This is a genomic window from Gottfriedia sp. NPDC057948, from assembly GCF_042887255.1.
Lineage (GTDB): Bacteria > Bacillota > Bacilli > Bacillales > Bacillaceae_G > Gottfriedia.
In genome coordinates, this window is record NZ_JBHVPN010000008.1 from 73,094 (window position 1) to 94,608 (window position 21,515).

Here is a 21,515-nt window from a genome sequence, read left to right on the forward strand (position 1 = left end):
ACTTTTTCATTGATTTTAAATAGATAAATGTCTAAATGGTACGTTTGTTTGGAAATGTCTTATATTGTTGTATGAGACGAATTATTTCAAGTAGTAATAAATTTAAAAATAACCATGCTGCTCCATATGTGTATCCTGCTATAATGTCACTTGGAATTTGAATTGAGAAATATATATTTGCTACTCCAATTAATAATAAAAGAAATAAAACTATAATTGGAGTGATCAATTTGATTCGAGTATAGATATCGTTTTTCAAATGGCGTATCAATACAAAAACAAAAAAACCATAGACGACAATTGACATAAAAGATTGTTCATTTGGAAACTTAAAATGTAATAAAGAGCCGGCATTAGGTTTTAAATAATGAAATACATGCGTAATTATTTCTTTGAATATCACTCCACCAACAATAGATGTTATAAAAAATAAGAATTCCAATATTAAATTTCTCTTATTAACAAATAGTAAGATTAAAGTAACCAACGAAATAAGAAGTAAAATTAAAGGTATTTGAAGAACAAGTAATCCCTTCATTATGAAAGCCCAGTTGTCTCCAAAGAGTTCGTTTATGATATATATACTAACTTCATTTAACTCTTTAAACTCATTGTGTAAATATTGTTCACCCAATCCTAAAGTAAAAATAAGCATACTTAAAAACAAAACAGCAAGGCATATAATAAAAATTTTCATTCTTTTTAATGATAAATAAAAACGAGTTGAAAATGAAGTTATATAATTATTTAAAAAGTATTTTAAAGATGTTTTGTATCTCCTTAACAAGAATAAAATTACAATGAAAATTAAAAGACCAACTATTCCTATTCCAAGGTATTTACTAGCAGAATGATGAAATTTCACCCACTGAGGACCAAGAACCTTACCAAGAGTGACAAATGTTATCGACCATAGAAACGCACCAATATATGCATTCTGTACAAATATTTTAAAAGGTAATCGGGAAATCCCACTAAAATACCCAGTAAAATGGCGAATTCCAGGTATAAAAAAAGCAAATAGCAAGAGTTTATTACCATGATGATCAAACCATTTTGCCGTTTTATTATATTTTTCGGGACCAAAGTGTATATATTTTCCGTACTTTAGAATTAGATTATAACCGAATCCATTACCAATTAAATAAGATACAGTAATTCCAATAACAGCACCCAATGTTGCCAAGAAAATAGAAAATATATAACTCATTTTACCTTGGTATATTAGATACCCCGAATAACTCATAGTGATTTCTCCTGAAATAGGTAAAGCAATAAGTTCAAGGAGATTCACTGAAAATAACAAAAGATAACGATGGTGTTTTATTAATGTAAGGAGTATGGACAAAGTATTTTCCCTTTCTAATTACGTAAGTATTTATTTAAATTCGTTACTATAAAGAAGTTCTTAATTAATAGAAACTAGAAATGAAAACTATAATAAAAATCAATTCAGAGATAAAAAATCTATTAATAACCTCATCTTATAAGAAAAATATTAACAAATTGATATATTTAGGTTTACCAAATTGAGATATCAAATGTAATTCCACAGATTTTTCTAACATAGTTGTAAACTTTTGAACCAAATGCCATAGCATGTGTTTTTTGGGGCCTTGGGGCAGCATTTGGTTTTCCAGTTGGACTGTCCGCTGCAGGAGACGATCCTCATAGAGTAGCTGCAAGAGTAAGTGCAGTATCAACGGCTTTTTACCTAGCATTCCTAATAGGACCACCATTTTTAGGAATTATCGGTGAACAAATAGGGTTACTTCGTGCTTTAATTTTCGTACTTATTGCTGTATCGATCTCCGGTCTGCTTTCAAAAGCTGCGAAACCGATTGTGAAACAAAATAATTTGGAGATGGATATGGAAGTACCTAATTGACCGTTTAATGAAAATTGGTTTACACATTAATCGTGTAAACCAATTTTGTTACTGAATTAAAGGGAAAATCCACACTAAACAAAAATGTGAAACTCCAGTACTAAAAGTATATTTAAAAATATTTTTATTTAAGAAATAAGAGTATAAAAGTGTTGTTAAACTAATGTTAGTTAACGACAAATAGAGAATAAATGTTTAAATTAATTCTTATTTATTTTATAATTTAGTATAAAAATATATCTAAAAAAATTGATTATAAAATGATCGCAAAGGAAAATAAACAATGAGGAAGGAAATACAAGGAACAATTATTAATTACTCGGGTGAATGGCAAATTAATTTTGCTACACCTGTAACTCAATCAAACGAAACGAAAGAAGTAGAACAATTATCGTTTGAGGATCTATTAGTAGATAAAAGGGAAGATAAACTAATGGAAAAGTAAGGACCAATTTAGTATTAACAAACGCTAGATTTAATTTTTTATACCTTTAAATGAAATCAACAGGTAATTGAATGGATATCTCAAAAAATAACTGAAATCGAACGAATGAGAAATGAATATGATCAAATGCTTGTTACTCTAATAATCCGAATAATCTTATTAGTTTACTAACGATTTTCTTTTAGTAAAAATTTGTATATCCATTTTTTATAGGCTATAATACTTTAAACCATTTCTTTACCTGAGCTCCACGTTTAAATTCCCCCCTATTCTTAAATGAATAGGGGGTTTTTATTTTTATTAGATAAAAATAAAAAAAGTCAGATTCTACTAGTAGAATCCGACTTTTATTTTTTAAAATTATGCTTTTTTAACGTTAGTTGCTTGTGGTCCGCGTTGTCCTTTTTCTACATCAAATGTAACTGCTTGACCTTCATCTAATGATTTAAATCCGTCAGTTTGAATTGCTGAGAAGTGAACGAATACATCATCACCATTTTCACGCTCGATAAATCCAAAACCTTTTTCTGCATTAAACCATTTTACTTTACCTTGTTCCATTTTTGTTTCCTCCTAGTGCGCTTTCACACAATGTAATAATCCAATCTTAACATTAAATGCAAAAATAATCAAATTCACCTAAATTATTGGTGAATTTACATATTTTTTTATGATTAATTTTTACTTAATTCTTAGTCATAATTTTAAAAATAAAAACACTAACTAAAAAATTTATTTACTTATTGACAAGACTAATTTATTATTGATAAAATATTTATTTTGACAAAAAAATAATAAATGTTATGCTTATATAGGTTCAATTAAATGGGGGTGTAGATAATGTTTGAAGTTGGTGATAGTATCTTTTATCCAATGCAAGGAGCAGGTGTGATCGAATCCATTCAAGAAAAAGAAGTTCAAGGTGAAATTCAGCAGTATTTTATTATAAGATTACTAATTAAAAAGATGGAAGTAATGATTCCAATTTCAAAAATGAGTAATTCAAGAATTCGAATGGTCGTTGATTCAAATACACTCGACAATATATTAATAAATTTTCATAATGGAGAATCTGATCGTTCTCTATCATACAAACAAAGATTTAAGCTAAATACTGAGAAAATGAAAACAGGTAATATTGAAGATGGCGCAGAAGTAGTACGTGATTTAATGCGTATAGATAAAGAAAAATCTCTTAATTCAAGTGAAAAACAGATGTTAGGTAACGCAAGTAAAATTTTTATAAGCGAACTTGAATTAGTTAAAGGGATATCACAAAGTCAAGCCAAAGAACTATTATTCGGGTAAAAAATCTTTATTTCAACTTACAAGGAAGATTACAGAATTTCAAATTTTCAAATCGTGTATGAAACGATACCCCTTATATAAAACATTAGCCCCGTTCAATCTATGCTAGTGTTCCTACTTTTAAATTCCATTTTGAATATAATGTTGCTAATAAAAATTTAACCATTATTTATTGAATAACTGAAATCGAGTATCCATTTCATTTTCAACTTGTTCATCAACAAAAAAGCATCCAATTTATTTGGATGCATACTTAAGTATTCCGCTTAAAAAGAGTGAATCTTCTAACTGTGTGCACTCTTTTAGTTTGATTAATCCATCTAGTTCTAGTTCCTTAGCTAGTTTTTCAATCATATTTGGATCATTTTCCAATGAATTTTTAATGTTGAATATAAAGAAATTTCCTCTTGTTGCAAGTCGAAGGTTCTTTAATAGATTTTCCTTACTCATTTTCCCATCTCCCTTCTAAATTATATAATTCGACACAGAAGAGGTGTTGTCCTGTAAATTGAATTAAATTACAAATTATTTGTAGGTTGATTATTTTATCTTCAGAGTATAACGTTAATAATTCTCATACACTTTCAATATACAAATACACATAGTAAGTAAAATTAACTTAATGAAGGTATAAAATGAATGTTGTGTATTCATTTTTTATAGGCTATAATACTTTAAACCATTTCTTTACCCGAGCTCCACGTTTAACCCCCCCTAATCAATGAATAGGGGGGTTATTTTTATTATAAAAAAAGTCAGATTCTATCAATAGAATCCGACTTTTTTAATTATGCTTTTTTAACGTTAGTTGCTTGTGGTCCGCGTTGTCCTTGTTCTACATCAAATGTAACTGCTTGACCTTCATCTAATGATTTGAATCCTTCAGATTGAATTGCTGAGAAGTGAACGAATACATCATCACCATTTTCACGCTCGATGAATCCAAAACCTTTTTCTGCATTAAACCATTTTACTTTACCATGTTCCATTTTTTATTTCCTCCTTATGTGCTTGAACACATTTAATGTTTATATAATAACAATTTAATGTAAGATAATCAAATTCTCTTACTAAAAAAATAGGACTTTTCACTTATTTAATTGGAAATTAAAGGATTTTTTTTAATTTTTAATTAGAAATCATTGGATATTGAGAGGTATTTACGATGATTAGTTAAGGATTAAGCTAGGCACCCGCCCTTCATTTTCTTCATAAGATATTGAGTAAAAAATAAAAAGAATGAAGAGAGTGATGATATCTCAACTTGTCAAAGACTTGCGGATATGATTGGAGGAGATGTTGTTTAAGCTACACCTGTATGTGTAATTATGCGTCTACGTGATATAAATGCGACTATATTAGGTCGTAGGACTCGTTCTCCATTAGCACTTCCTTTCATGTTATCTTTTGAAGATAATGGTTTAAACCTTGGCGAATCTGTTGTCCGTCAGAAAGAGATTAACCCATTAATGACAGCATTACGAAAAAGAGGAATTATCGTGACAGCAGTTCATAATCATTGGCTTTTTGATAAACCACGTTTAATGTATATGCATTGGGAAAATGTTAATATTGATCCAGTGGAATTTACATGAGTTAGTTTTGAGGCAGCAAAAGAAGCAGGTCTTTTTTAGGATACTTACTTAATTGAGTGACTAAAATTATATAAAGTATGTAATCAATAAATGAAATAAAAAAAGCAAATGGACAGTTCACCACTGATCCGTTTGCTTTTTTTAATTTCGTTCAATTTTTTCAACACCTACATCATGTATTTTGTTTAGGGAGTACTGCGAGCATCGGATAATATTCCGTAGACATGATTCCAGCTAACACGGCTGGATCTTCTTCGATAAGTTTTGGGACTTGGTCTTCATTTTCAACTTCAATTATTGCAATGCCATGAGGTGAGGAAGGATTTCGAACTGGTCCAAACACTAGAACAATTCCCTGGTTTTGTTTTTCTGTCCAATAAGCAATATGTTTTCCCATAATTTTCCGTTCTTCATCTGTCATGTCCTGTTGAAAGGTTGTTCTTGGGGGAATAGATTTTAGCAAAAAGTGCATCTTTACTGAATCATTAATTGGTGTGTTATCTGCCATCCTTAATGTACCTCCATTCATTCTGACGATCTTTACCTACAATTATTTCACAAATCACTTTTGAATACACTTCAAAATTTAAGATCAACCAAATCACTGAATAATTTAAGAAATGCTGTAGAAAATATCCTATTGTCTATTTATTAATAATTTTTAATTGTACAAATGAACAATAAAGTTTTATTATTAGTTTACAATGTAAACAGTTTATATAGTAAACTAATGAAAGGAGTGATATGATGCCAGATTTTCAACAAGCAATCGATTTAACAAATTCGTTTATTTCAATTGCGCGTCAAATAAAAAGAATAAACTTACTAACTGCAACTAAACTTGGTATAACCTTCCAACAGTTAATTATCCTCAATTCAATTCGAAATAATGAAGGTTTATCACAAAAGGAACTAACTGAACGAATTAGGACTGCTAAAAGCAGAGTGAGTCTTAGTATTGATGAATTAGAGAAGAAAAATTATGTAAAAAGAGAAACGTCAGCTATTGATCGCCGCGAAACTCAATTATTTTTAACGCCCGATGGTGAAGAATTATGTCAACGCTATCGAGAAGAATCAGAAGCATATAAGAGTTTAGCAAATTCACTGGAACAATTTTCACAGGATGAGCTTAATATACTTATAGACATGCAAAAAAAAATTTTAACTGATTTATCAAATGAACAAACTAATTGTTCGAAATAAGGAGGACGTTTAATTATGTCAGGATGGGGTGGTGGACCTCCGATGGGTCCCCATGGTTTTGGGCGAATGAAATATGATAAAAACGCACAAAAACCAAATATAACAAAGGCAATACTACTTAGAATTGCAAAATATTTTATTCCGTATTGGAAGCAAACAACACTTGTCGTGCTTATTTTATTAGTTACTTCAGTACTAGGCATTTTACCGCCTATCATCATTCAGCATATTGTTGATACAGCCTTACCAAATAAAGATTTAAGTCTCCTAATCTATCTCGTACTTGCCTCACTTAGTACTACAATTATTTCAGAGTTATTGGGTGTTTGGCAAAATTATTTAAATGCATATGTTGCCCAAAAAATTATTTACGATATGCGAAACCAAATGTATCTCCATTTACAACAAATGCCATACCAATTTTATTCGAACGTTAAGCAAGGTGAAGTGATCACCCGCATGACAGCTGATATTTCTGGTGTTAAAGCTGTTTTTGATAGTACGATTGTGAGTTTCGCTAATAATCTATTCATTCTTATTTCTACCGCTACCACATTGTTAATAGTGAACTGGAGGCTTGGAATACTAGGATTAATCATTGTACCATTATTTATTCTACCAACCCGTAAAATGGGAAGTGTTCGTTGGAGTATTGCAAAACAGACACAGGAAAAAACAAGTGAGCAAAATCATATTATACAAGAAACATTAAATATTAGTGGTTATTTATTAATGAAGCTTTTTACAAAAGAACAAAAGGAATTTAAAAATTTTGATGATATTAATGTACAGGCTACTAATCTTAAAATAAAGGAATCTATGGCAGGCCGCTGGTTTATGATGATTTTATCAACTTTTACTAGCATCGGCCCAATGCTCATCTATTTATATGGTGGATATTTATTTATTCACGGTCAGATTACAATCGGGGCTATTATTAGCTTTGTAGCTTTACTTGGTCGTTTATACGGGCCAGTTGGACAATTAACAAATCTTTATGTAAATATTACAAGTTCGATCGCTTTATTCGAACGTATTTTTGAATATTTTGATATGAAATTAACGATTAAAGATCGTGATGATGCGACTGAAATGAGTGTTACTCATTTAGATATTGAATTTAACGATGTATCATTTTCTTATCAGAAAGATAAAACCGCTTTGCAAAATATTTCCTTTATTGCTCCATCCGGCACAATGACTGCATTAGTTGGACCTAGTGGAGCTGGTAAAACAACCATTACCAATTTAATTCCTCGTTTGTATGATTTTACATCAGGTTCAATCAAAATAGGTGGTCGAGATATTAGAGAATTCACGTTAGAATCATTACGGTCACATATTGGACTTGTTACACAGGATAGCTATTTATTTAATGGAACGATAAAAGAAAATTTATTATATGCAAGCCCTGAAGCATCAGACGAAGAAATCACCAATGCTTGTAAGGCAGCATATATTCATAATTTCATAATGGACTTACCAAATGGTTATGAGACAATTGTCGGAAATCGAGGGATCAAACTTTCAGGAGGAGAAAAACAAAGAATTTCAATCGCTCGTGTATTATTGAAAAATCCTGAAATCATTATTCTTGATGAAGCAACTTCATCATTAGATACTTTATCTGAGTTTTATATTCAAAGTGCAATACAAGGATTATTAAAAAATAAAACGTCCATTGTTATTGCTCACCGACTTTCAACCATTATGGCCGCGGATCGCATCATTGTGTTAAAGGATGGTCAAATTGTTGAGGAAGGCAAACATGAAGAATTGTTAATGCAAAATGGATTATATAAAGAATTGTACAATAAACAGTTTGGTAAAAAACCAATCGCATCTATTGAATAAAAAAAAAAGCACAGATTAATTTCTGTGCTTTTTTCATTCTATATAGTGGTGAATAGATTTTTAGTTGTTTGATTTTCTTACATACTCTTCCTACTTTAATTATACCATAAAAAAAATGGCTAAAATAGACTTTATCTTCTTATTTTCAACTGATAAAATCAATAGACATTAAAGGTTAGGAGAGATGTGGAATGAATTCTTTTGTTCTCGATTTCCAAGAGATTAATAAAAACCAACTTTTACTCGTTGGCGGAAAAGGATTAAATTTAGGTGAATTATCAAAAATTCCTAATATAAACGTTCCAGAAGGATTTTGTATTACAACAGCGGGGTTCCAAAAAGCCCTAGATCAAAACGAATCCTATCATGATTTATTGAATCAACTAACAATGCTAAATGTAAAAGATCGAGATCAAATTAGTAAGATTTGCAGTAAGATTCGAGACCTTATTTTAGAAGTAGCAATCCCTTCCGAAGTTGTAAATGCAGTTTCTACCTATCTCTCCAAATTCGGCGAGGAACTTGCATACGCTGTGCGTTCTAGTGCAACTGCTGAAGATTTGCCACATGCCTCTTTTGCTGGCCAACAAGACACGTATTTAAATATTATTGGTAAAGAAAATATCTTACAACATATTAGTAGATGTTGGGCTTCTTTATTTACGGATCGTGCGGTAATCTACCGTATGCAAAATGAATTTGACCACAATCAAGTTTACCTATCTGTTGTTATTCAAAAAATGGTTTTCCCTCAGGCTTCAGGGATTTTATTTACTGCTGATCCCATTACTTCTAATCGAAAGGTAGTATCAATTGATGCAAGTTTTGGACTTGGAGAAGCTTTAGTTTCTGGTTTAGTATCGGCCGATTGTTATATGGTACAAGATAATAAAATCATCGATAAGAGAATCGCAACTAAAAAATTGGCTATTTATGGTCGAAGAGAAGGCGGAACAGAGTCACAGCAGATTGATTCACAAAAACAAATCACTCAAACACTTACTGATCAACAAATTTTACAACTAGCACAAATTGGTAGACAAATTGAAGTTTATTTCCGATGTCCACAAGATATCGAATGGTGTTTAGTAGAAGATACATTTTATATTGTCCAAAGTCGTCCAATCACAACTCTCTTTCCGATTCCAGAAGTAGATGATCAAGAAAAACACGTCTATCTATCTGTTGGCCATCAACAAATGATGACCGATCCAATCAAACCATTGGGATTGTCGTTTTGGATGTTAACCTCTAGGGCACCTATGCGTAAAGCAGGAGGTAGATTATTTGTTGATATCTCACAACATCTTGCTTCACCTGACAGAAGAAATATGTTTATAGAGGCAATAGGAAAATCAGATCCGCTCTTAAAAGACGCTCTATTAAAGGTTGTAGCAGGAGAAGATTATCTAGAATCATCAACTGAGAATAAAGCACCAACCCCCACTAAAAATGTTCAAGAACATTCGTCGTCGAGTTTTAAAGCACTAATCGAAAACGATCCAACAATTGTAACTGAATTGATTAAGAAAAACGAAACATCAATCGAAGAATTAAAACAAAACATTCAAATGAAATCAGGATCAGATTTAATGGATTTTATTATAGAAGATCTTCAGAAATTACGAGAGTTATTATTTGACCCGCGAAGTTCCGCGGTGTTTATGTCCGCTATGAATGCGACAGAATGGATTAATGAAAAAATATACGAATGGTTAGATGAAAAGAATGTAGGAGATACCATTACGCAATCTGTACCGAATAATATTACTTCAGAAATGGGTCTAGCACTAATGGATGTCGCCGATGTAATTCGTCCTTATCCAGAAGTAATCGATTATTTGCAACATATAGAAGATGATAACTTTTTGGATGAAGTAATTAAATTTGTGGGTGGACAAGAAACTAAAAATGCAATTGTTGATTATCTAAGAAAATACGGAATGAGATGTACTGGTGAAATTGATCTGACTAGAACACGTTGGAGCGAAAAACCATCTACACTTGTCCCAATGATTCTTAGTAACATTAAAAACTTTGAGCCGCATGAAAGTAGACGGAGATTTAAGCAAGGGCTAGAAAAAGCAAAACAAAAAGAAATAGAGCTTGTAGAACGATTGTTGCTATTACCGGATGGTAAACAAAAAGCGGAGGAGATAAAGGAAGTTATTAGTCTAATCAGGAATTTCATTGGATATCGTGAATATCCAAAGTATGGAATGATTAGTCGCTATTTTGTGTATAAGCTAGCTTTATTGAAAGAAGCTGAACAACTAGTTAAAAATAATGTCATTTCTGAAGTGGAAGACCTATTTTATCTCACATTTGAAGAACTTCACGAAGTTGTTTGCACAAATAAACTAGATTATCAAATCATTAATAAACGAAAAGACGAGTACAAATTATATACTAAACTAACACCTCCACGAGTTTTAACATCTGATGGTGAAATCATTGTAGGTGAATATAAACGTGAAAATCTTCCAGCAGAAGCGATTTTAGGTTTAGCTGTTTCTTCAGGTGTAATGGAAGGAAGAGCACGTGTTATTTTAAATATGGAAGATGCAAACTTAGAAGAGGGTGACATATTAGTTACTTCATTCACGGACCCTAGTTGGACACCTTTATTTGTTGCGATAAAAGGGCTGGTCACTGAAGTTGGAGGACTGATGACACACGGAGCGGTTATCGCAAGAGAATATGGTTTACCTGCAGTTGTCGGTGTAGAGAATGCTACCAAACTGATAAAAGACGGGCAAAGAATTCGTGTTCATGGAACAGAAGGCTATATTGAAATATTATAAATGTAGAATGAATAAGTCGTTTTTCAAATTGTGGAAAGCGGCTTATTTTTATTGAAATAAATAACAATTTAGGCAATTACTGCAAAAATATATTGTATAATAGTCTAAATAAAAAGTAACGAGAGGAGATGATCATCATGCTTTCATTTATTTTAGTTGTATTAATGCTATTTTTAATACCAGGACCAGCTGTACTTTTAACATTATCCCAAACAATGAAAGGTGGGAAATGGAATGGCATCTTAACAGGCGTTGGAATTGCTGTCGGTGATCTAATTCATACATGTGCATCCGTATTTGGACTTTCTGCCATTTTAATGACTTCTGCATTTGCTTTTGAAATCGTAAAGTATTTAGGTGCAGCCTATTTATTTTATTTAGGTATCACTGCAATCATTAAAAAATCGAAAAACAGTAGAAAAGCAACTGAACAAAAAGAAGTAAATAGTAAACTTTCCTTTCGTCAAGCGGTGCTGATCGAAGTATTAAACCCTAAAACTGCACTATTTTTCTTAGCACTTTTACCTCAATTTGTTCAACATAATGGACATCCGGTATTCATTCAACTGTTAACACTTGGTTTGACATTTGTATCACTTAGTATTTTGTACACAACTTTACTAGTGCTTTTATCAAGTGTAATCGGTAAAAAGATCTTTAGTAAAAAAACAAAAGGTCCAAAATGGATGGGGAAAGCGATTGGCTTAGTTTATATAGGGTTGGGTTTAAGAGTTGCTCTTCAAACACAATCGTAACAGATTAATACTATTCGATATAAAAAGGATGCCGACTGGCATCCTTTTTATATTGTTCTTATATTACAGAGGATCCAACTTTAGTTTTCTTGATTAAATCAATCAAAATACAAATGGTAATGGTTTTTACAACCTGGATTAAAATCAGATTCACATTTAGGACATTTGTAGTTACATTCTTGATATTCTTGAATTGTTAATTCCTCATGACAGTTACCACAAAGAATCGCTTTTGTTTGCCATTCATCTTTACCCCAGACTTTTGGCTCATGATTAGCGCTTTCCTCATGGCAATAATAACATCCATAGTATGTATTACAGCACTTGAATTTGATAGCAATGATATCTCTTGCTGTATGATAATGTTTACAACGTGTATGTAGATCGATTGAACCGATTACTTTCATCTGTTTACCTCTCTTTATACTTTTTACTACTTCATGATTTTTTAATTTTGTTTTACGATTTCGAATAAGACAGCTAATCCGATTCCACCACCACTTCCAATTGCAGCGACTACATAATTTGAATCTAAATTTTTTCTTCTTTGTACTTCATAAAAGAGTCTTGTGACCATGATGCTTCCGGAAGCCCCATATGGATGGCCAATCGTTAATGCTCCACCACAACTATTTAACTTGGAAGTAGGGATGGAAAGTTCTTTAGAACAGGCTAGTACTTTTGAAGAAAAAGCCTCATTTATTTCAAAAAGTTCTATATTAGCCGCTGTTAAATTGTTTCTACTTAACAAATCTTGAATAGCAGGAATCGGTGCTGCACCTGGATAATTAGGATGAACACCAGAAACTTGACTATCCACAAATCGTAAAACTGGTTTTAAACCGTTTTTTATTGCTTCATTTTCTTCCATAATTAGAACAGCGGAGGCCCCATCATGAATGCCACAACTATTTGCAGCTGTGACTGTACCGTTCTTTTTAAAGACAGGTTTTGCTCTTTTTAAAAGTTCTTCCATCTTTCTTTTTTTGAAAAATACTTCATCATGGTCGAAATCACCAACTGGAATAATCTCTTGATTGAAGTGTCCGTTTTGATGAGATTCCCAGCTTCGTGTATAACTTAATAATGCATATTGATCTTGAGCTTCTTTTAAGATACCATATTTTTCAGCTACATTTTCCGCTGCAATCCCCATATCAGGATCACCAATTTTGTCAGGTGAAAATCTTGCTCTAGCAGGAAATGGGGAGGTACTAGTACTTTCAACTCCTCCAGCAAGATAGCAAGTTCCAGCACCACCTTGGACTAAGTAACAAGCCATTCGAATCGCTTCTAATCCTGCACTACATTGACGATCGATTGTGATTCCTGGGACTGTAAGAGAAAGATCCGCTTCCAATGCAGAAACACGAGCGACATTTCCCCCTGAGCCAACAACATTTCCTAAAATGATGTCATCAATCTTTTCATCTAACCCATCTGCCAAATACTTGAGCAATGGGGCAGCAAGTTCATGTGGTTGAAATTCTCGTAAAATTCCACCTTTTTTTCCAATAGGTGTTCGCTTTGCTTTGACAATAACAGCTCTTTTAATTGTTAGTCACCTGCATTTCGATTTGTTTAATTATTTCCGCACGTGCGATTTTTCCGCTAGTCGTATACGGCATTTCGTTTTGAAAAAACCATTTGCGAGGTATTTTATAAGCTGATAAGTGTGTTTTACAAAATCTTTTTAGCTCAAAAGAATTAGATTTGCCTTTGATCACTGCAGCAACAATCTGACCCCAATACGGGTTTGAAAGACCAACGACTGCAACTTCCTCAACATCCGGATGAAGAGAAATAACTTTTTCGATTTCTTCAGGAAATATATTAATACCTCCGTATAAAATCATATTTTTTTCACGCCCGTTTATTGTTAAAAAACCGTCTTCATCAATAAAGCCCATATCATGAACTGTAGCCCAGCCATCAACATCTTGAATTGAATAAATGGTTCTTTCATTTTCTTCAAAGTATCCATTTATTAAATACTTACTTTTCACATATATTTTTCCAGTTTCATTCGGTTTAGCTAACTCTTGGTCTGGTCGACGAATTTGTAACTCAACACCATAACAAGGCTTTCCAACCGTTTTTGCCTTAAGGTCACCATCTCGATCCGACAATACGGTAATGAAACTTAATTCACTAGCCCCAAAAAATTCGTAGATTATCATAGCAGGAAACAAATGACGAAATTCAATTTTAGATTTTTCGGTCCACTTTGCACCAGACGAAAGTATTTTCATCGCTCGATCGACTTGAATACCTACTTTTATTAATGCTTCGATCATTGTCGGAACAACATAAATAGTCGTAATAGGAAAAGAATTAATTCGTGATATTACATTAATAGGAGAAAACTTTTCTAAAAGGATAACAGTTCCACCTAAATATAAGGTACTAATTGCACCATATAAAAAATGAGAATGGATTAAAGCTCCAGGTATAAGAGTTTGATCCGTTTCATCTAATCCAAAGTCAAAGCGATTGCAATCAAAGCTAGCAACCCATGAATCTTGAGAACGAATAAATGCTTTCGGGCTCCCGGTTGTACCTGAGGTAAATCCGACATAGAAAGGTAGGTTCTCATTTATTTCAATTGTAGATAAGGAATCAAATTGACCTATTTTTTGAAAGATATCATCTATAATCTTCACATTTGGAAGGATCGAATGAATCTTATTGTACATATCTTTTGTTGTAACAATAATAGAAGGATTCGAAAGCTTTACCCTTTTTTCCAAATCCGCTAGATTCCATTTCATATCATACGGAACGGCAATCCAACCCGCTTTAGACGCTCCTGTAAACATCTGCAAGAAGGAGATGCCATTCGGTAAAAGAATACCAATTGTTTTCGAAATTGATTGATAAGAGTGTAACCAATTAGCCGTTTGATTAATTAATTTATTCCATTCTTTATAACTGATTTGTTGATTACTCGTATGTATCGCGATTTTGTCAGGCGACAATCTAGCGTTTTTCTGATAGGTTTCTGTAGTATTTGCCATTTTAAATCACCTCTATAAAAAAGAGACACAACAAGAGTGTCCCAAAAATTTACATATTTTCTGTTGATTGTTTAGAATAGTTTTTTGTCAATGAGCTTGAAAAAACCGGTTGCTGTCTTAGTTTGAATACTAAAATTGAAGCAAGAATCGCTTTTAATACATCACCTGGAATATATACTAAACTTAATTTAGCAGCTGTCATAACTGGAATTCCCATCATAAATGCTTGAATTGGGATACCGATTAAGTAGATTAATAGAATTCCAACAGTCAAGTTAATCAATAAGACTTGTTTTAATTTTAAGGTTTTAAAACGAGATAATAAATACCCAATTACAAAAGCCGTAATAGGCCATGAAATTAAATAACCAACACTTGGTCCTGCAAATACACTAAAACCACCACGACCACCAGATAGAAGCGGCATTCCAACTGCAACTAGTAATAAAAAGATGGTTTGGCTTAATGCACCTAATCTTGCACCTAAAACACCACCAGTTAGAAGAACACCAAGTGTTTGTAAAGTAATTGGAACTGGTGTAAAGGATAACATAATCGGAGGAACTTGTCCAAGGACACCCATAACTGCTGCAAACATTGCTACAAATGTAATTTCTTTGATTTTCATTTTAATTCTCCTACTGTCAATTTTCTGATAACTATTATCATATTAATGAAACTTAAATTATATGTCAACTAAATATTTTATTTAGTTAACATATATTATATTAAGATAGAATACTAGAAAAATCTAAGATGAAAGATTTAAAAAAGAGAGATGAATTGGAAGAATTTATAGAGCGATGGACTAAGTAAAATTATAGTAATTAGGTCAGGGGGAGCGGATAAGTCTACTTATGCTAGAAATTTAGGAAACACGCTAAAATAGATGTAATAGGACTTTAACAACTATCAGATGGTAAACTTGTCGTTATTTTAAAATCTCCGATAGAAGTTAAACATATTTAAAGGAAAGTAAATAATTAATGTAACTGATGATTATGCGGATGGCTCATTTTTATTGTAGTAAGGACATGCATAATTGTTTAACAAAAAATAAACATAATAATTTTAACGAATTTTCGACAATTCATTCAAAATTGTTCCAAATTTGTAATAATTTGTTAGGATTTGAAGTGTTATATTAATAAAAACAGAAGGCGAGGTTATTTAATGAAAAATCTGAAATTGATATTTTTCTTACCCTAAGCTATATCATTTTAAGTCTTGTTTTTACTATTCCTGCATTTGCTAGTACAAGTATCTTCTCTCAAGATAGAAAAAGTTTCTTTAGATGGAAGAGGGGATGGCGCTTATCATAAATTAGATGCAGGTAAGGTATTAATTAATGGTTCTACTTATGTTTACAGTAAAGATGCAGGTGCTAAAAACACCCCAATTCATTTATTGTTTAGTCTTTGGAATGCAACTAGTGGTTACAGCTTTGGATCTGTTCAAGCAAAAGTAAGTAGTAATTTTTCAGGAATGTTCAAAACAGTAGGTGGAGGAACTAAGTATTTTTTAAGAATTGAAAGGATCAATAGTAATGACGACGGAAATAATCTCAAAGGATCAAGAACGCTAAAAAATCAGTAAAATAAAACGTTCAAAAAATTAAAAATCCATAAAAAAACTGTCTTTTTGTATGGTTTGAATTGGAGGTGATTTTAAAATGGAAAAAATGATAGATTTCAATGGATGGATTTTATATGGATCTATAATTATATTATGTATGATATTATTTGTTTTAAAGATAAAATTCAAAAAAAATATAGTGTATTTATTCTTTTTCACTATTATGTATATCTATTTATGTAATGTTCTTAAATATACTCAATTTCCAATGTATCTCAAACTTTCAGGAATATGATTGGACTACATGTATGGAAAAACCAGAATCTAGTCCCTCTTTTTACTCTTACAATGCAGGACCTTGAGACTTCTTTATTGAATGTTTTGATGACAATACCATTCAGCTTTGGACTTCCTTTTATTACAAAAAGTACATTTAAAAAAATAGTCATAGCTGGATTATTAATAGGAGTCATAATTGAGTCTTTGCAAGGGTTTATTGGACTACATAATGGTTACACTTTTAGAGTTGTTGATATTAATGATGTCATATTTAATTTTACGGGAACGTTAATTGGTTATAGTATATTTAAATTGTTTTCATATTTATTTAAGTTATCAGTTAGGAAAAGTGATGTAAAATTAAACTCTTTATTAAAACATATATATGATGCTTAAGAAATAATTTAATTTAAAAAAAGACTAGAATGTTTTTACCAACTTTCTAAAGGTGTTCACTTAGCAGGTGACTACATAAAGCAATCTAGTTGAAATCGAAAAGACAGCAAGCTAGTAATAGCAAACTGTCTTTTAACTTTTTATATGAGTTAGTCGATCGTTTTAATATCCCGGAATATTTACTTTCTGACCAATTCGATCAATGACATCATCCAATTCGTCCGGCTTCAAAAACTCAATCGGTGAAAATCCCTTTTCAAATTGCAATGTATCAGCTTCTAAAATTACAACATATCGACCGTTTACTTTTGCAATATGGAGGTTATCACCGAAATCAGCTAGTAAACCTTTTACAGAAAAGTGATCCGCTTTAAATGATAATTCAATTTCTGGTGTATGTTCCACGATCTGTGCCGCTGCTTCGATTACTTCATTGGGTGTAAAATGCTCTTGAATTTCACGTTTAGGACTTGCTGCCCATACTTCCATTGCTGCATCAAATTGTTGTCTTTCAATACTTTCCTCTTCAAAAACGTCTTCAATTTTGTCATAAACCATTTCCATTACTTGAGATTTTACAATTTCAGGCATTGATTCAGAATAGGAAACAAATTTTAAAAAATCTTCAAAATATCTTGCGTGAGATGCTTGATGGATTTTTAATTCACTTTCTGAGATCATCCCTAATTCTTCCATATATGGATATTGAATCGATTTCATATTTTTCGTTGTAATTGCCATTTCAACCGTTTTAATGAGAGTAGATTCATCTGAAATGGAGGCTACTTTTGGTTCGAAATCGCATTTTAGTACAAATAAGAATGGATCATCAAAATATTTTCTTAGTTTCGCTTGAATAACTAAAAATGCTCCACCGCGAACTGCACTTGTATCAATGTAATTAATGACTAAAGTTTCATTTTCTGCTTTAAAATCTTCAATTGATTTAGCATCTCTTATTCGCTGGAATAAATTATAATTTGGATTTGAGTCTAAAAAGTGGCCTTCTTCGACGATAAAGTGACCTAATTTTGTAGGTACAGAATCAGATTTTGGATGTTTTTCAACTTTTCGATTGACAATTCGTTCAAGTTCACCTTCTAAAAAGCCTTTCAATGCGCTTTCTTCAAACATTGATTCATCTAATGTTTGGAAATGTTTATATCGTTTATCGGATTGTTCACCTTTACCTTCTACAGTAACAACATAAAACGATAAATATGTAATTTCAAAATCCATCCAATCACCTTTTCCTATTTTTCTGTATTTAAGTATATGGATGAGGATTCGTTGAGTCAATCATGAACTAATCAAGTTTTGGGCAAAATTTCCATAAAAATTATCATAAGATAGAGAAATTTTACAGTTATGAGACAAATTCATTACACACTATGATAAAATAAGGATATAATTTAATGTGGAACCAATAAAATTTAAAGTACTTGGATGTGGTAATTTCACATCTTTTTTTCGTTAAGTGGGAATAAATTGGCAGAAATGAAGTGAGTTCAACTTAGTCGCCAATTAGGCTCGTCAATCAACGAGTTTTCTTTACTTGCAATTTTATGGGACCAACTAGTTGGAGAGGGGATGAGAGACCTGAGAATAGATAAAATAGCTACTATCTCATTAATTATCGTAACATTACTTTGGGGCACAACATTTGTAGTAGTCCAAAATGCGATTGCATACGTTGAACCGTTTGCATTTAACGCATTTCGATTTATCCTGGCAACTTTAGTCCTTTTGCCATTTTTAATTAAAAGAAAGCAAAAAACTAAATTAACGGTTAAACAAATCGTTATTACTAGTGGAATTGGATTCATGTTGTTTTTAGGGTATTTACTTCAAACATTTGGATTAAAGTATACAACTTCATCAAAATCAGGTTTTATTACTGGTCTATGTGTTGTATTAGTACCTGTTCTTTTATATTTAGTCTATAAAGAACGATCCAACTGGTCTACCGTAATCGCATGTTTAATTGCATTACTGGGACTAAGTTTCTTAACTTTAGGTGATTCATTTTCTGTAAATCTTGGAGATGTACTTACACTAATTGGGTCAGTTGCATTTGCATTCCATATTATTTTATCAGGAAAGTATACAAAGCAAATGGATCCAATCACCTTTACAACGATTCAACTAGCAACAGTTGGCATTAGTAGTACGATTTTCTCTCTAATTTTTGAAGATACTTCCGTTTCATTTTCAAAAGAACTTTGGGTCAACCCGACATTCATTTTTGCAGTAATTGTGACTGCAGTATTCTGTACGAGTATTGCGTTTTGGGTTCAAATGTTTGCTCAACAACATATTTCTTCAACGAAAGCAGCATTAATTTTTATTTTTGAGCCTGTTTTTGCGGCATTTACAGCAGTACTATTTGCAAATGAAACACTATCGATTCAAACAATTATTGGTGGGACTTTTATTGTAGGTGGCATGCTGCTATCTGAAGTACCTTTACCAAAGAAACGAACAAAAGAAGTAAAAAATGAGGCAATATAGTAAGAAATGTAAGAAATTTTAAAAAAATGGGTATAATACACATTGACAGATACAATTTGTTCACGTATTATAACTTTAAATTAATAAACGACTTAGAAAAGGAATAGTAAGTTTATAAGCTTTTTAGAGAGGGAATGGTTGGTGCAAATTCCTAAAGCAAGTATTCTGAACCAGCCTTGGAGTCTCTGTACCGAAATAAAAGTAGGCTACAGCGGTTTTCCCGTTAAAGATGTTAAGAGATTATGTAGAGCTTTTACATAATAAGTAGGGTGGTAACGCCATGAATGGTCCCTTTCGATCATTCATGGCGTTTTTTGTTTTTCATCCGCTTATTTCGTATTTTCTATATAGTAATTAGGGTGGTAACGCCGAGAATGGTCCCTTTGGAGATTATTCTCGCGCGTTTTTTTATTTTCTAAAAAATGATTAGGAGTAGAGAAAATGACTACAAAAAAATTTGTTGAAGCAATTACAGATATGGATGTTGATTTTGCACAATGGTACACAGATATCGTAAAAAAAGCAGAATTAGTCGATTACTCAAGTGTAAAAGGTTGTATGATTTTAAGACCTTATGGTTATGCACTATGGGAAAATATCCAAAAAGAATTAGATTTTCAATTTAAACAAACAGATCATGAAAATGTATATATGCCATTATTTATCCCTAAATCTTTATTACAAAAAGAAGCTGATCATGTAGAAGGCTTTGCTCCTGAAGTTGCTTGGGTAACGCATGGTGGGCATGATGAATTAGCTGAACCATTAGCAGTTCGTCCTACATCAGAAACACTATTTTGTGAGCATTTTTCAAAAACAGTTGAAAGCTATAATGACTTACCAAAATTATATAATCAATGGTGCTCAGTTGTTCGATGGGAAAAAACAACAAGACCATTTTTAAGAACGACTGAATTCTTATGGCAAGAAGGTCATACAGCACATGCAACCGCTGAAGAAGCACAAGCTGAAACAATTCAAATGCTAAATGTTTATGCTAATTTCTTAGAAGACTTCTTAGCAATTCCTGTTATTAAAGGGCAAAAAACAGAAAAAGAAAAATTCGCAGGTGCAAAAGCTACTTACACAATTGAAAGCTTAATGCACGATGGGAAAGCATTACAAAGTGGTACATCTCATAACTTTGGAGATGGATTTGCAAAAGCATTTGATATTCAATACACAGATAAAAACTCTAAAAGACAATATGTTCACCAAACTTCTTGGGGTATGACAACAAGAGTAATCGGGGCTTTAATTATGGTTCACAGTGATAACAGCGGATTAGTACTACCTCCAAAAGTAGCTCCAACTCAAGTAATGGTTATTCCAATTGCTCAACATAAAGAGGGCGTTACCCAAAAAGCAACTGAATTAAAAAACCGTATTTCAAAGATTGCTCGAGTAAAAATTGATACTTCTGATAAAATGCCAGGCTGGAAATTTAACGAATATGAAATGAAAGGAATTCCAGTTCGTGTTGAAATTGGTCCAAAAGATATTGAAAAGAATCAAGCAGTTTTAGTAAGACGTGACACGCGAGAAAAAACGGTCGTTTCATTAGACGCTTTAGAAGAAAATATTACAAAATTACTTGAAGAAATCCAAACAGCTCTTTACGAAAAAGCATTAAACAATCGTACAGAAAAAACATATGAAGCTACTTCAATGGAAGAGCTAAAACAAATCAGTGATGAAAAACAAGGCTTCATTAAAGCAATGTGGTGTCAGGATCTAGCTTGTGAAGAACAAATAAAAGAAGAAGCTGGCTTAACTTCAAGATGTATTCCATTCGAACAAGAACAACTTGCTGATACATGTGTATGCTGTGGAAAGAAAACGGATGTAATGGTCTATTGGGGTAAAGCTTACTAATTCAATA

Annotated in this window: 21 protein-coding genes and 1 other annotated feature; of the genes, 11 read left to right on the top strand and 10 right to left on the bottom strand. The window is 32.0% G+C overall.

All coding sequences use genetic code 11. The features are described 5' to 3' along the window. Window positions 1-31 precede the first annotated feature (31 nt). Window positions 32-1,246, bottom strand: coding sequence for a VTT domain-containing protein (locus ACFVRR_RS13960; protein WP_387329430.1), 1,215 nt, complete (start codon window positions 1,244-1,246; stop codon window positions 32-34). Between the two features lie 925 nt (window positions 1,247-2,171). On the opposite strand from ACFVRR_RS13960, the gene ACFVRR_RS13965 reads away from it, so the two are divergent. Beyond that, window positions 2,172-2,333: a hypothetical protein gene (locus ACFVRR_RS13965; RefSeq protein WP_387329433.1), complete on the top strand. Its 162-nt coding sequence runs from the start codon at window positions 2,172-2,174 to the stop codon at window positions 2,331-2,333. A 360-nt stretch (window positions 2,334-2,693) separates the two neighbouring features. On the opposite strand, the gene ACFVRR_RS13970 is transcribed toward ACFVRR_RS13965, so the two are convergent. Beyond that, window positions 2,694-2,894, bottom strand: a complete 201-nt coding sequence (locus ACFVRR_RS13970; protein ID WP_098427505.1) for a cold-shock protein — start codon at window positions 2,892-2,894, stop codon at window positions 2,694-2,696. Window positions 2,895-3,173: 279 nt separating this feature from the next. On the opposite strand from ACFVRR_RS13970, the gene ACFVRR_RS13975 reads away from it, so the two are divergent. Beyond that, a complete protein-coding gene (locus tag ACFVRR_RS13975; protein ID WP_387329437.1) occupies window positions 3,174-3,641 on the top strand; it encodes a CarD family transcriptional regulator in 468 nt (155 codons plus the stop codon). 237 nt (window positions 3,642-3,878) lie between these two features. Here the strand turns inward: ACFVRR_RS13975 and ACFVRR_RS13980 are convergent, their stop codons facing one another. Both ACFVRR_RS13980 and ACFVRR_RS13985 read right to left on the bottom strand, forming a co-directional pair. After that, window positions 3,879-4,091 carry a hypothetical protein gene (locus ACFVRR_RS13980; RefSeq protein ID WP_387329440.1) on the bottom strand — a complete coding sequence of 71 codons (213 nt, stop codon included), beginning with the start codon at window positions 4,089-4,091 and terminating at the stop codon, window positions 3,879-3,881. A gap of 338 nt (window positions 4,092-4,429) precedes the next feature. Next, complete coding sequence (locus ACFVRR_RS13985; protein WP_025568372.1) at window positions 4,430-4,630, bottom strand: cold-shock protein; 201 nt, start codon at window positions 4,628-4,630, stop codon at window positions 4,430-4,432. A 339-nt stretch (window positions 4,631-4,969) separates the two neighbouring features. Here ACFVRR_RS13985 and ACFVRR_RS13990 point away from each other — a divergent pair, with 339 nt between their 5' ends. After that, a complete protein-coding gene (locus ACFVRR_RS13990) occupies window positions 4,970-5,236 on the top strand; it encodes a DUF1259 domain-containing protein (protein ID WP_387329445.1) in 267 nt (88 codons plus the stop codon). A gap of 172 nt (window positions 5,237-5,408) precedes the next feature. On the opposite strand, the gene ACFVRR_RS13995 is transcribed toward ACFVRR_RS13990, so the two are convergent. Beyond that, window positions 5,409-5,744, bottom strand: a complete 336-nt coding sequence (locus ACFVRR_RS13995; protein ID WP_387329448.1) for a YciI family protein — start codon at window positions 5,742-5,744, stop codon at window positions 5,409-5,411. Between the two features lie 239 nt (window positions 5,745-5,983). Between ACFVRR_RS13995 and ACFVRR_RS14000 the strand changes: the two genes are divergently transcribed. The 4 genes from ACFVRR_RS14000 to ACFVRR_RS14015 all read left to right on the top strand — a co-directional run bounded on the left by ACFVRR_RS14000 (window position 5,984) and on the right by ACFVRR_RS14015 (window position 11,855). Then, window positions 5,984-6,442: a MarR family winged helix-turn-helix transcriptional regulator gene (locus ACFVRR_RS14000; RefSeq protein WP_387329451.1), complete on the top strand. Its 459-nt coding sequence runs from the start codon at window positions 5,984-5,986 to the stop codon at window positions 6,440-6,442. Between the two features lie 15 nt (window positions 6,443-6,457). Continuing rightward, window positions 6,458-8,296 carry an ABC transporter ATP-binding protein gene (locus ACFVRR_RS14005; protein WP_387329454.1) on the top strand — a complete coding sequence of 613 codons (1,839 nt, stop codon included), beginning with the start codon at window positions 6,458-6,460 and terminating at the stop codon, window positions 8,294-8,296. A gap of 191 nt (window positions 8,297-8,487) precedes the next feature. Further along, window positions 8,488-11,100 (top strand): phosphoenolpyruvate synthase, encoded by a 2,613-nt coding sequence (ppsA, locus tag ACFVRR_RS14010; RefSeq protein WP_387329457.1) that lies wholly within the window; start codon window positions 8,488-8,490, stop codon window positions 11,098-11,100. A gap of 137 nt (window positions 11,101-11,237) precedes the next feature. Further along, on the top strand, window positions 11,238-11,855 hold the full coding sequence (locus ACFVRR_RS14015; RefSeq protein WP_387329460.1) for a LysE family translocator: 618 nt from the start codon (window positions 11,238-11,240) through the stop codon (window positions 11,853-11,855). Window positions 11,856-11,953: 98 nt separating this feature from the next. On the opposite strand, the gene ACFVRR_RS14020 is transcribed toward ACFVRR_RS14015, so the two are convergent. Genes ACFVRR_RS14020 through ACFVRR_RS14035 form a run of 4 tightly spaced genes read right to left on the bottom strand, consistent with a single transcriptional unit; the run spans window position 11,954 to window position 15,500 of the window. Then, on the bottom strand, window positions 11,954-12,262 hold the full coding sequence (locus ACFVRR_RS14020) for a CHY zinc finger protein (RefSeq protein WP_387329463.1): 309 nt from the start codon (window positions 12,260-12,262) through the stop codon (window positions 11,954-11,956). Between the two features lie 41 nt (window positions 12,263-12,303). Further along, window positions 12,304-13,410, bottom strand: a complete 1,107-nt coding sequence (locus ACFVRR_RS14025; RefSeq protein ID WP_387329701.1) for an acetyl-CoA C-acyltransferase — start codon at window positions 13,408-13,410, stop codon at window positions 12,304-12,306. Further along, window positions 13,406-14,872 (bottom strand): AMP-binding protein, encoded by a 1,467-nt coding sequence (locus ACFVRR_RS14030; RefSeq protein ID WP_387329466.1) that lies wholly within the window; start codon window positions 14,870-14,872, stop codon window positions 13,406-13,408. Before ACFVRR_RS14030 ends, ACFVRR_RS14025 begins: the two co-directional genes overlap by 5 nt. Before the next feature lie 49 nt (window positions 14,873-14,921). Further along, window positions 14,922-15,500 (bottom strand): biotin transporter BioY, encoded by a 579-nt coding sequence (locus ACFVRR_RS14035; RefSeq protein ID WP_387329469.1) that lies wholly within the window; start codon window positions 15,498-15,500, stop codon window positions 14,922-14,924. A gap of 620 nt (window positions 15,501-16,120) precedes the next feature. Between ACFVRR_RS14035 and ACFVRR_RS14040 the strand changes: the two genes are divergently transcribed. Together ACFVRR_RS14040 and ACFVRR_RS14045 are read left to right on the top strand one after the other, a co-directional pair. Beyond that, window positions 16,121-16,468 carry a hypothetical protein gene (locus tag ACFVRR_RS14040; RefSeq protein ID WP_387329472.1) on the top strand — a complete coding sequence of 116 codons (348 nt, stop codon included), beginning with the start codon at window positions 16,121-16,123 and terminating at the stop codon, window positions 16,466-16,468. 270 nt (window positions 16,469-16,738) lie between these two features. Then, complete coding sequence (locus ACFVRR_RS14045) at window positions 16,739-17,122, top strand: VanZ family protein (RefSeq protein WP_387329476.1); 384 nt, start codon at window positions 16,739-16,741, stop codon at window positions 17,120-17,122. 162 nt (window positions 17,123-17,284) lie between these two features. Here ACFVRR_RS14045 and ACFVRR_RS14050 read toward each other — a convergent pair whose 3' ends face one another. Next, window positions 17,285-18,361, bottom strand: a complete 1,077-nt coding sequence (locus ACFVRR_RS14050) for a DUF3900 domain-containing protein (RefSeq protein WP_387329479.1) — start codon at window positions 18,359-18,361, stop codon at window positions 17,285-17,287. Window positions 18,362-18,712: 351 nt separating this feature from the next. Between ACFVRR_RS14050 and ACFVRR_RS14055 the strand changes: the two genes are divergently transcribed. Both ACFVRR_RS14055 and proS read left to right on the top strand, forming a co-directional pair. Next, complete coding sequence (locus ACFVRR_RS14055; protein ID WP_387329482.1) at window positions 18,713-19,633, top strand: DMT family transporter; 921 nt, start codon at window positions 18,713-18,715, stop codon at window positions 19,631-19,633. Between the two features lie 84 nt (window positions 19,634-19,717). Further along, window positions 19,718-19,929: a binding site (T-box leader), on the top strand. Between the two features lie 145 nt (window positions 19,930-20,074). Further along, a complete protein-coding gene (gene proS / locus ACFVRR_RS14060) occupies window positions 20,075-21,508 on the top strand; it encodes a proline--tRNA ligase (RefSeq protein WP_387329485.1) in 1,434 nt (477 codons plus the stop codon). Window positions 21,509-21,515 lie beyond the last annotated feature (7 nt).

Excerpts from the sequence above, each read along its gene's own strand:
- ACFVRR_RS13960 (WP_387329430.1), bottom strand. The coding sequence starts at position 1,246 with ATGAGTTATTCGGGGTATCTAATATACCAAGGTAAAATGAGTTATATA.
- ACFVRR_RS13965 (WP_387329433.1), top strand. The coding sequence starts at position 2,172 with ATGAGGAAGGAAATACAAGGAACAATTATTAATTACTCGGGTGAATGG.
- ACFVRR_RS13970 (WP_098427505.1), bottom strand. The coding sequence starts at position 2,894 with ATGGAACAAGGTAAAGTAAAATGGTTTAATGCAGAAAAAGGTTTTGGA.
- ACFVRR_RS13975 (WP_387329437.1), top strand. The coding sequence starts at position 3,174 with ATGTTTGAAGTTGGTGATAGTATCTTTTATCCAATGCAAGGAGCAGGT.
- ACFVRR_RS13980 (WP_387329440.1), bottom strand. The coding sequence starts at position 4,091 with ATGAGTAAGGAAAATCTATTAAAGAACCTTCGACTTGCAACAAGAGGA.
- ACFVRR_RS13985 (WP_025568372.1), bottom strand. The coding sequence starts at position 4,630 with ATGGAACATGGTAAAGTAAAATGGTTTAATGCAGAAAAAGGTTTTGGA.
- ACFVRR_RS13990 (WP_387329445.1), top strand. The coding sequence starts at position 4,970 with ATGCGTCTACGTGATATAAATGCGACTATATTAGGTCGTAGGACTCGT.
- ACFVRR_RS13995 (WP_387329448.1), bottom strand. The coding sequence starts at position 5,744 with ATGGCAGATAACACACCAATTAATGATTCAGTAAAGATGCACTTTTTG.
- ACFVRR_RS14000 (WP_387329451.1), top strand. The coding sequence starts at position 5,984 with ATGCCAGATTTTCAACAAGCAATCGATTTAACAAATTCGTTTATTTCA.
- ACFVRR_RS14005 (WP_387329454.1), top strand. The coding sequence starts at position 6,458 with ATGTCAGGATGGGGTGGTGGACCTCCGATGGGTCCCCATGGTTTTGGG.
- ppsA (WP_387329457.1), top strand. The coding sequence starts at position 8,488 with ATGAATTCTTTTGTTCTCGATTTCCAAGAGATTAATAAAAACCAACTT.
- ACFVRR_RS14015 (WP_387329460.1), top strand. The coding sequence starts at position 11,238 with ATGCTTTCATTTATTTTAGTTGTATTAATGCTATTTTTAATACCAGGA.
- ACFVRR_RS14020 (WP_387329463.1), bottom strand. The coding sequence starts at position 12,262 with ATGAAAGTAATCGGTTCAATCGATCTACATACACGTTGTAAACATTAT.
- ACFVRR_RS14030 (WP_387329466.1), bottom strand. The coding sequence starts at position 14,872 with ATGGCAAATACTACAGAAACCTATCAGAAAAACGCTAGATTGTCGCCT.
- ACFVRR_RS14035 (WP_387329469.1), bottom strand. The coding sequence starts at position 15,500 with ATGAAAATCAAAGAAATTACATTTGTAGCAATGTTTGCAGCAGTTATG.
- ACFVRR_RS14045 (WP_387329476.1), top strand. The coding sequence starts at position 16,739 with ATGATTGGACTACATGTATGGAAAAACCAGAATCTAGTCCCTCTTTTT.
- ACFVRR_RS14050 (WP_387329479.1), bottom strand. The coding sequence starts at position 18,361 with ATGGATTTTGAAATTACATATTTATCGTTTTATGTTGTTACTGTAGAA.
- ACFVRR_RS14055 (WP_387329482.1), top strand. The coding sequence starts at position 18,713 with ATGAGAGACCTGAGAATAGATAAAATAGCTACTATCTCATTAATTATC.
- proS (WP_387329485.1), top strand. The coding sequence starts at position 20,075 with ATGACTACAAAAAAATTTGTTGAAGCAATTACAGATATGGATGTTGAT.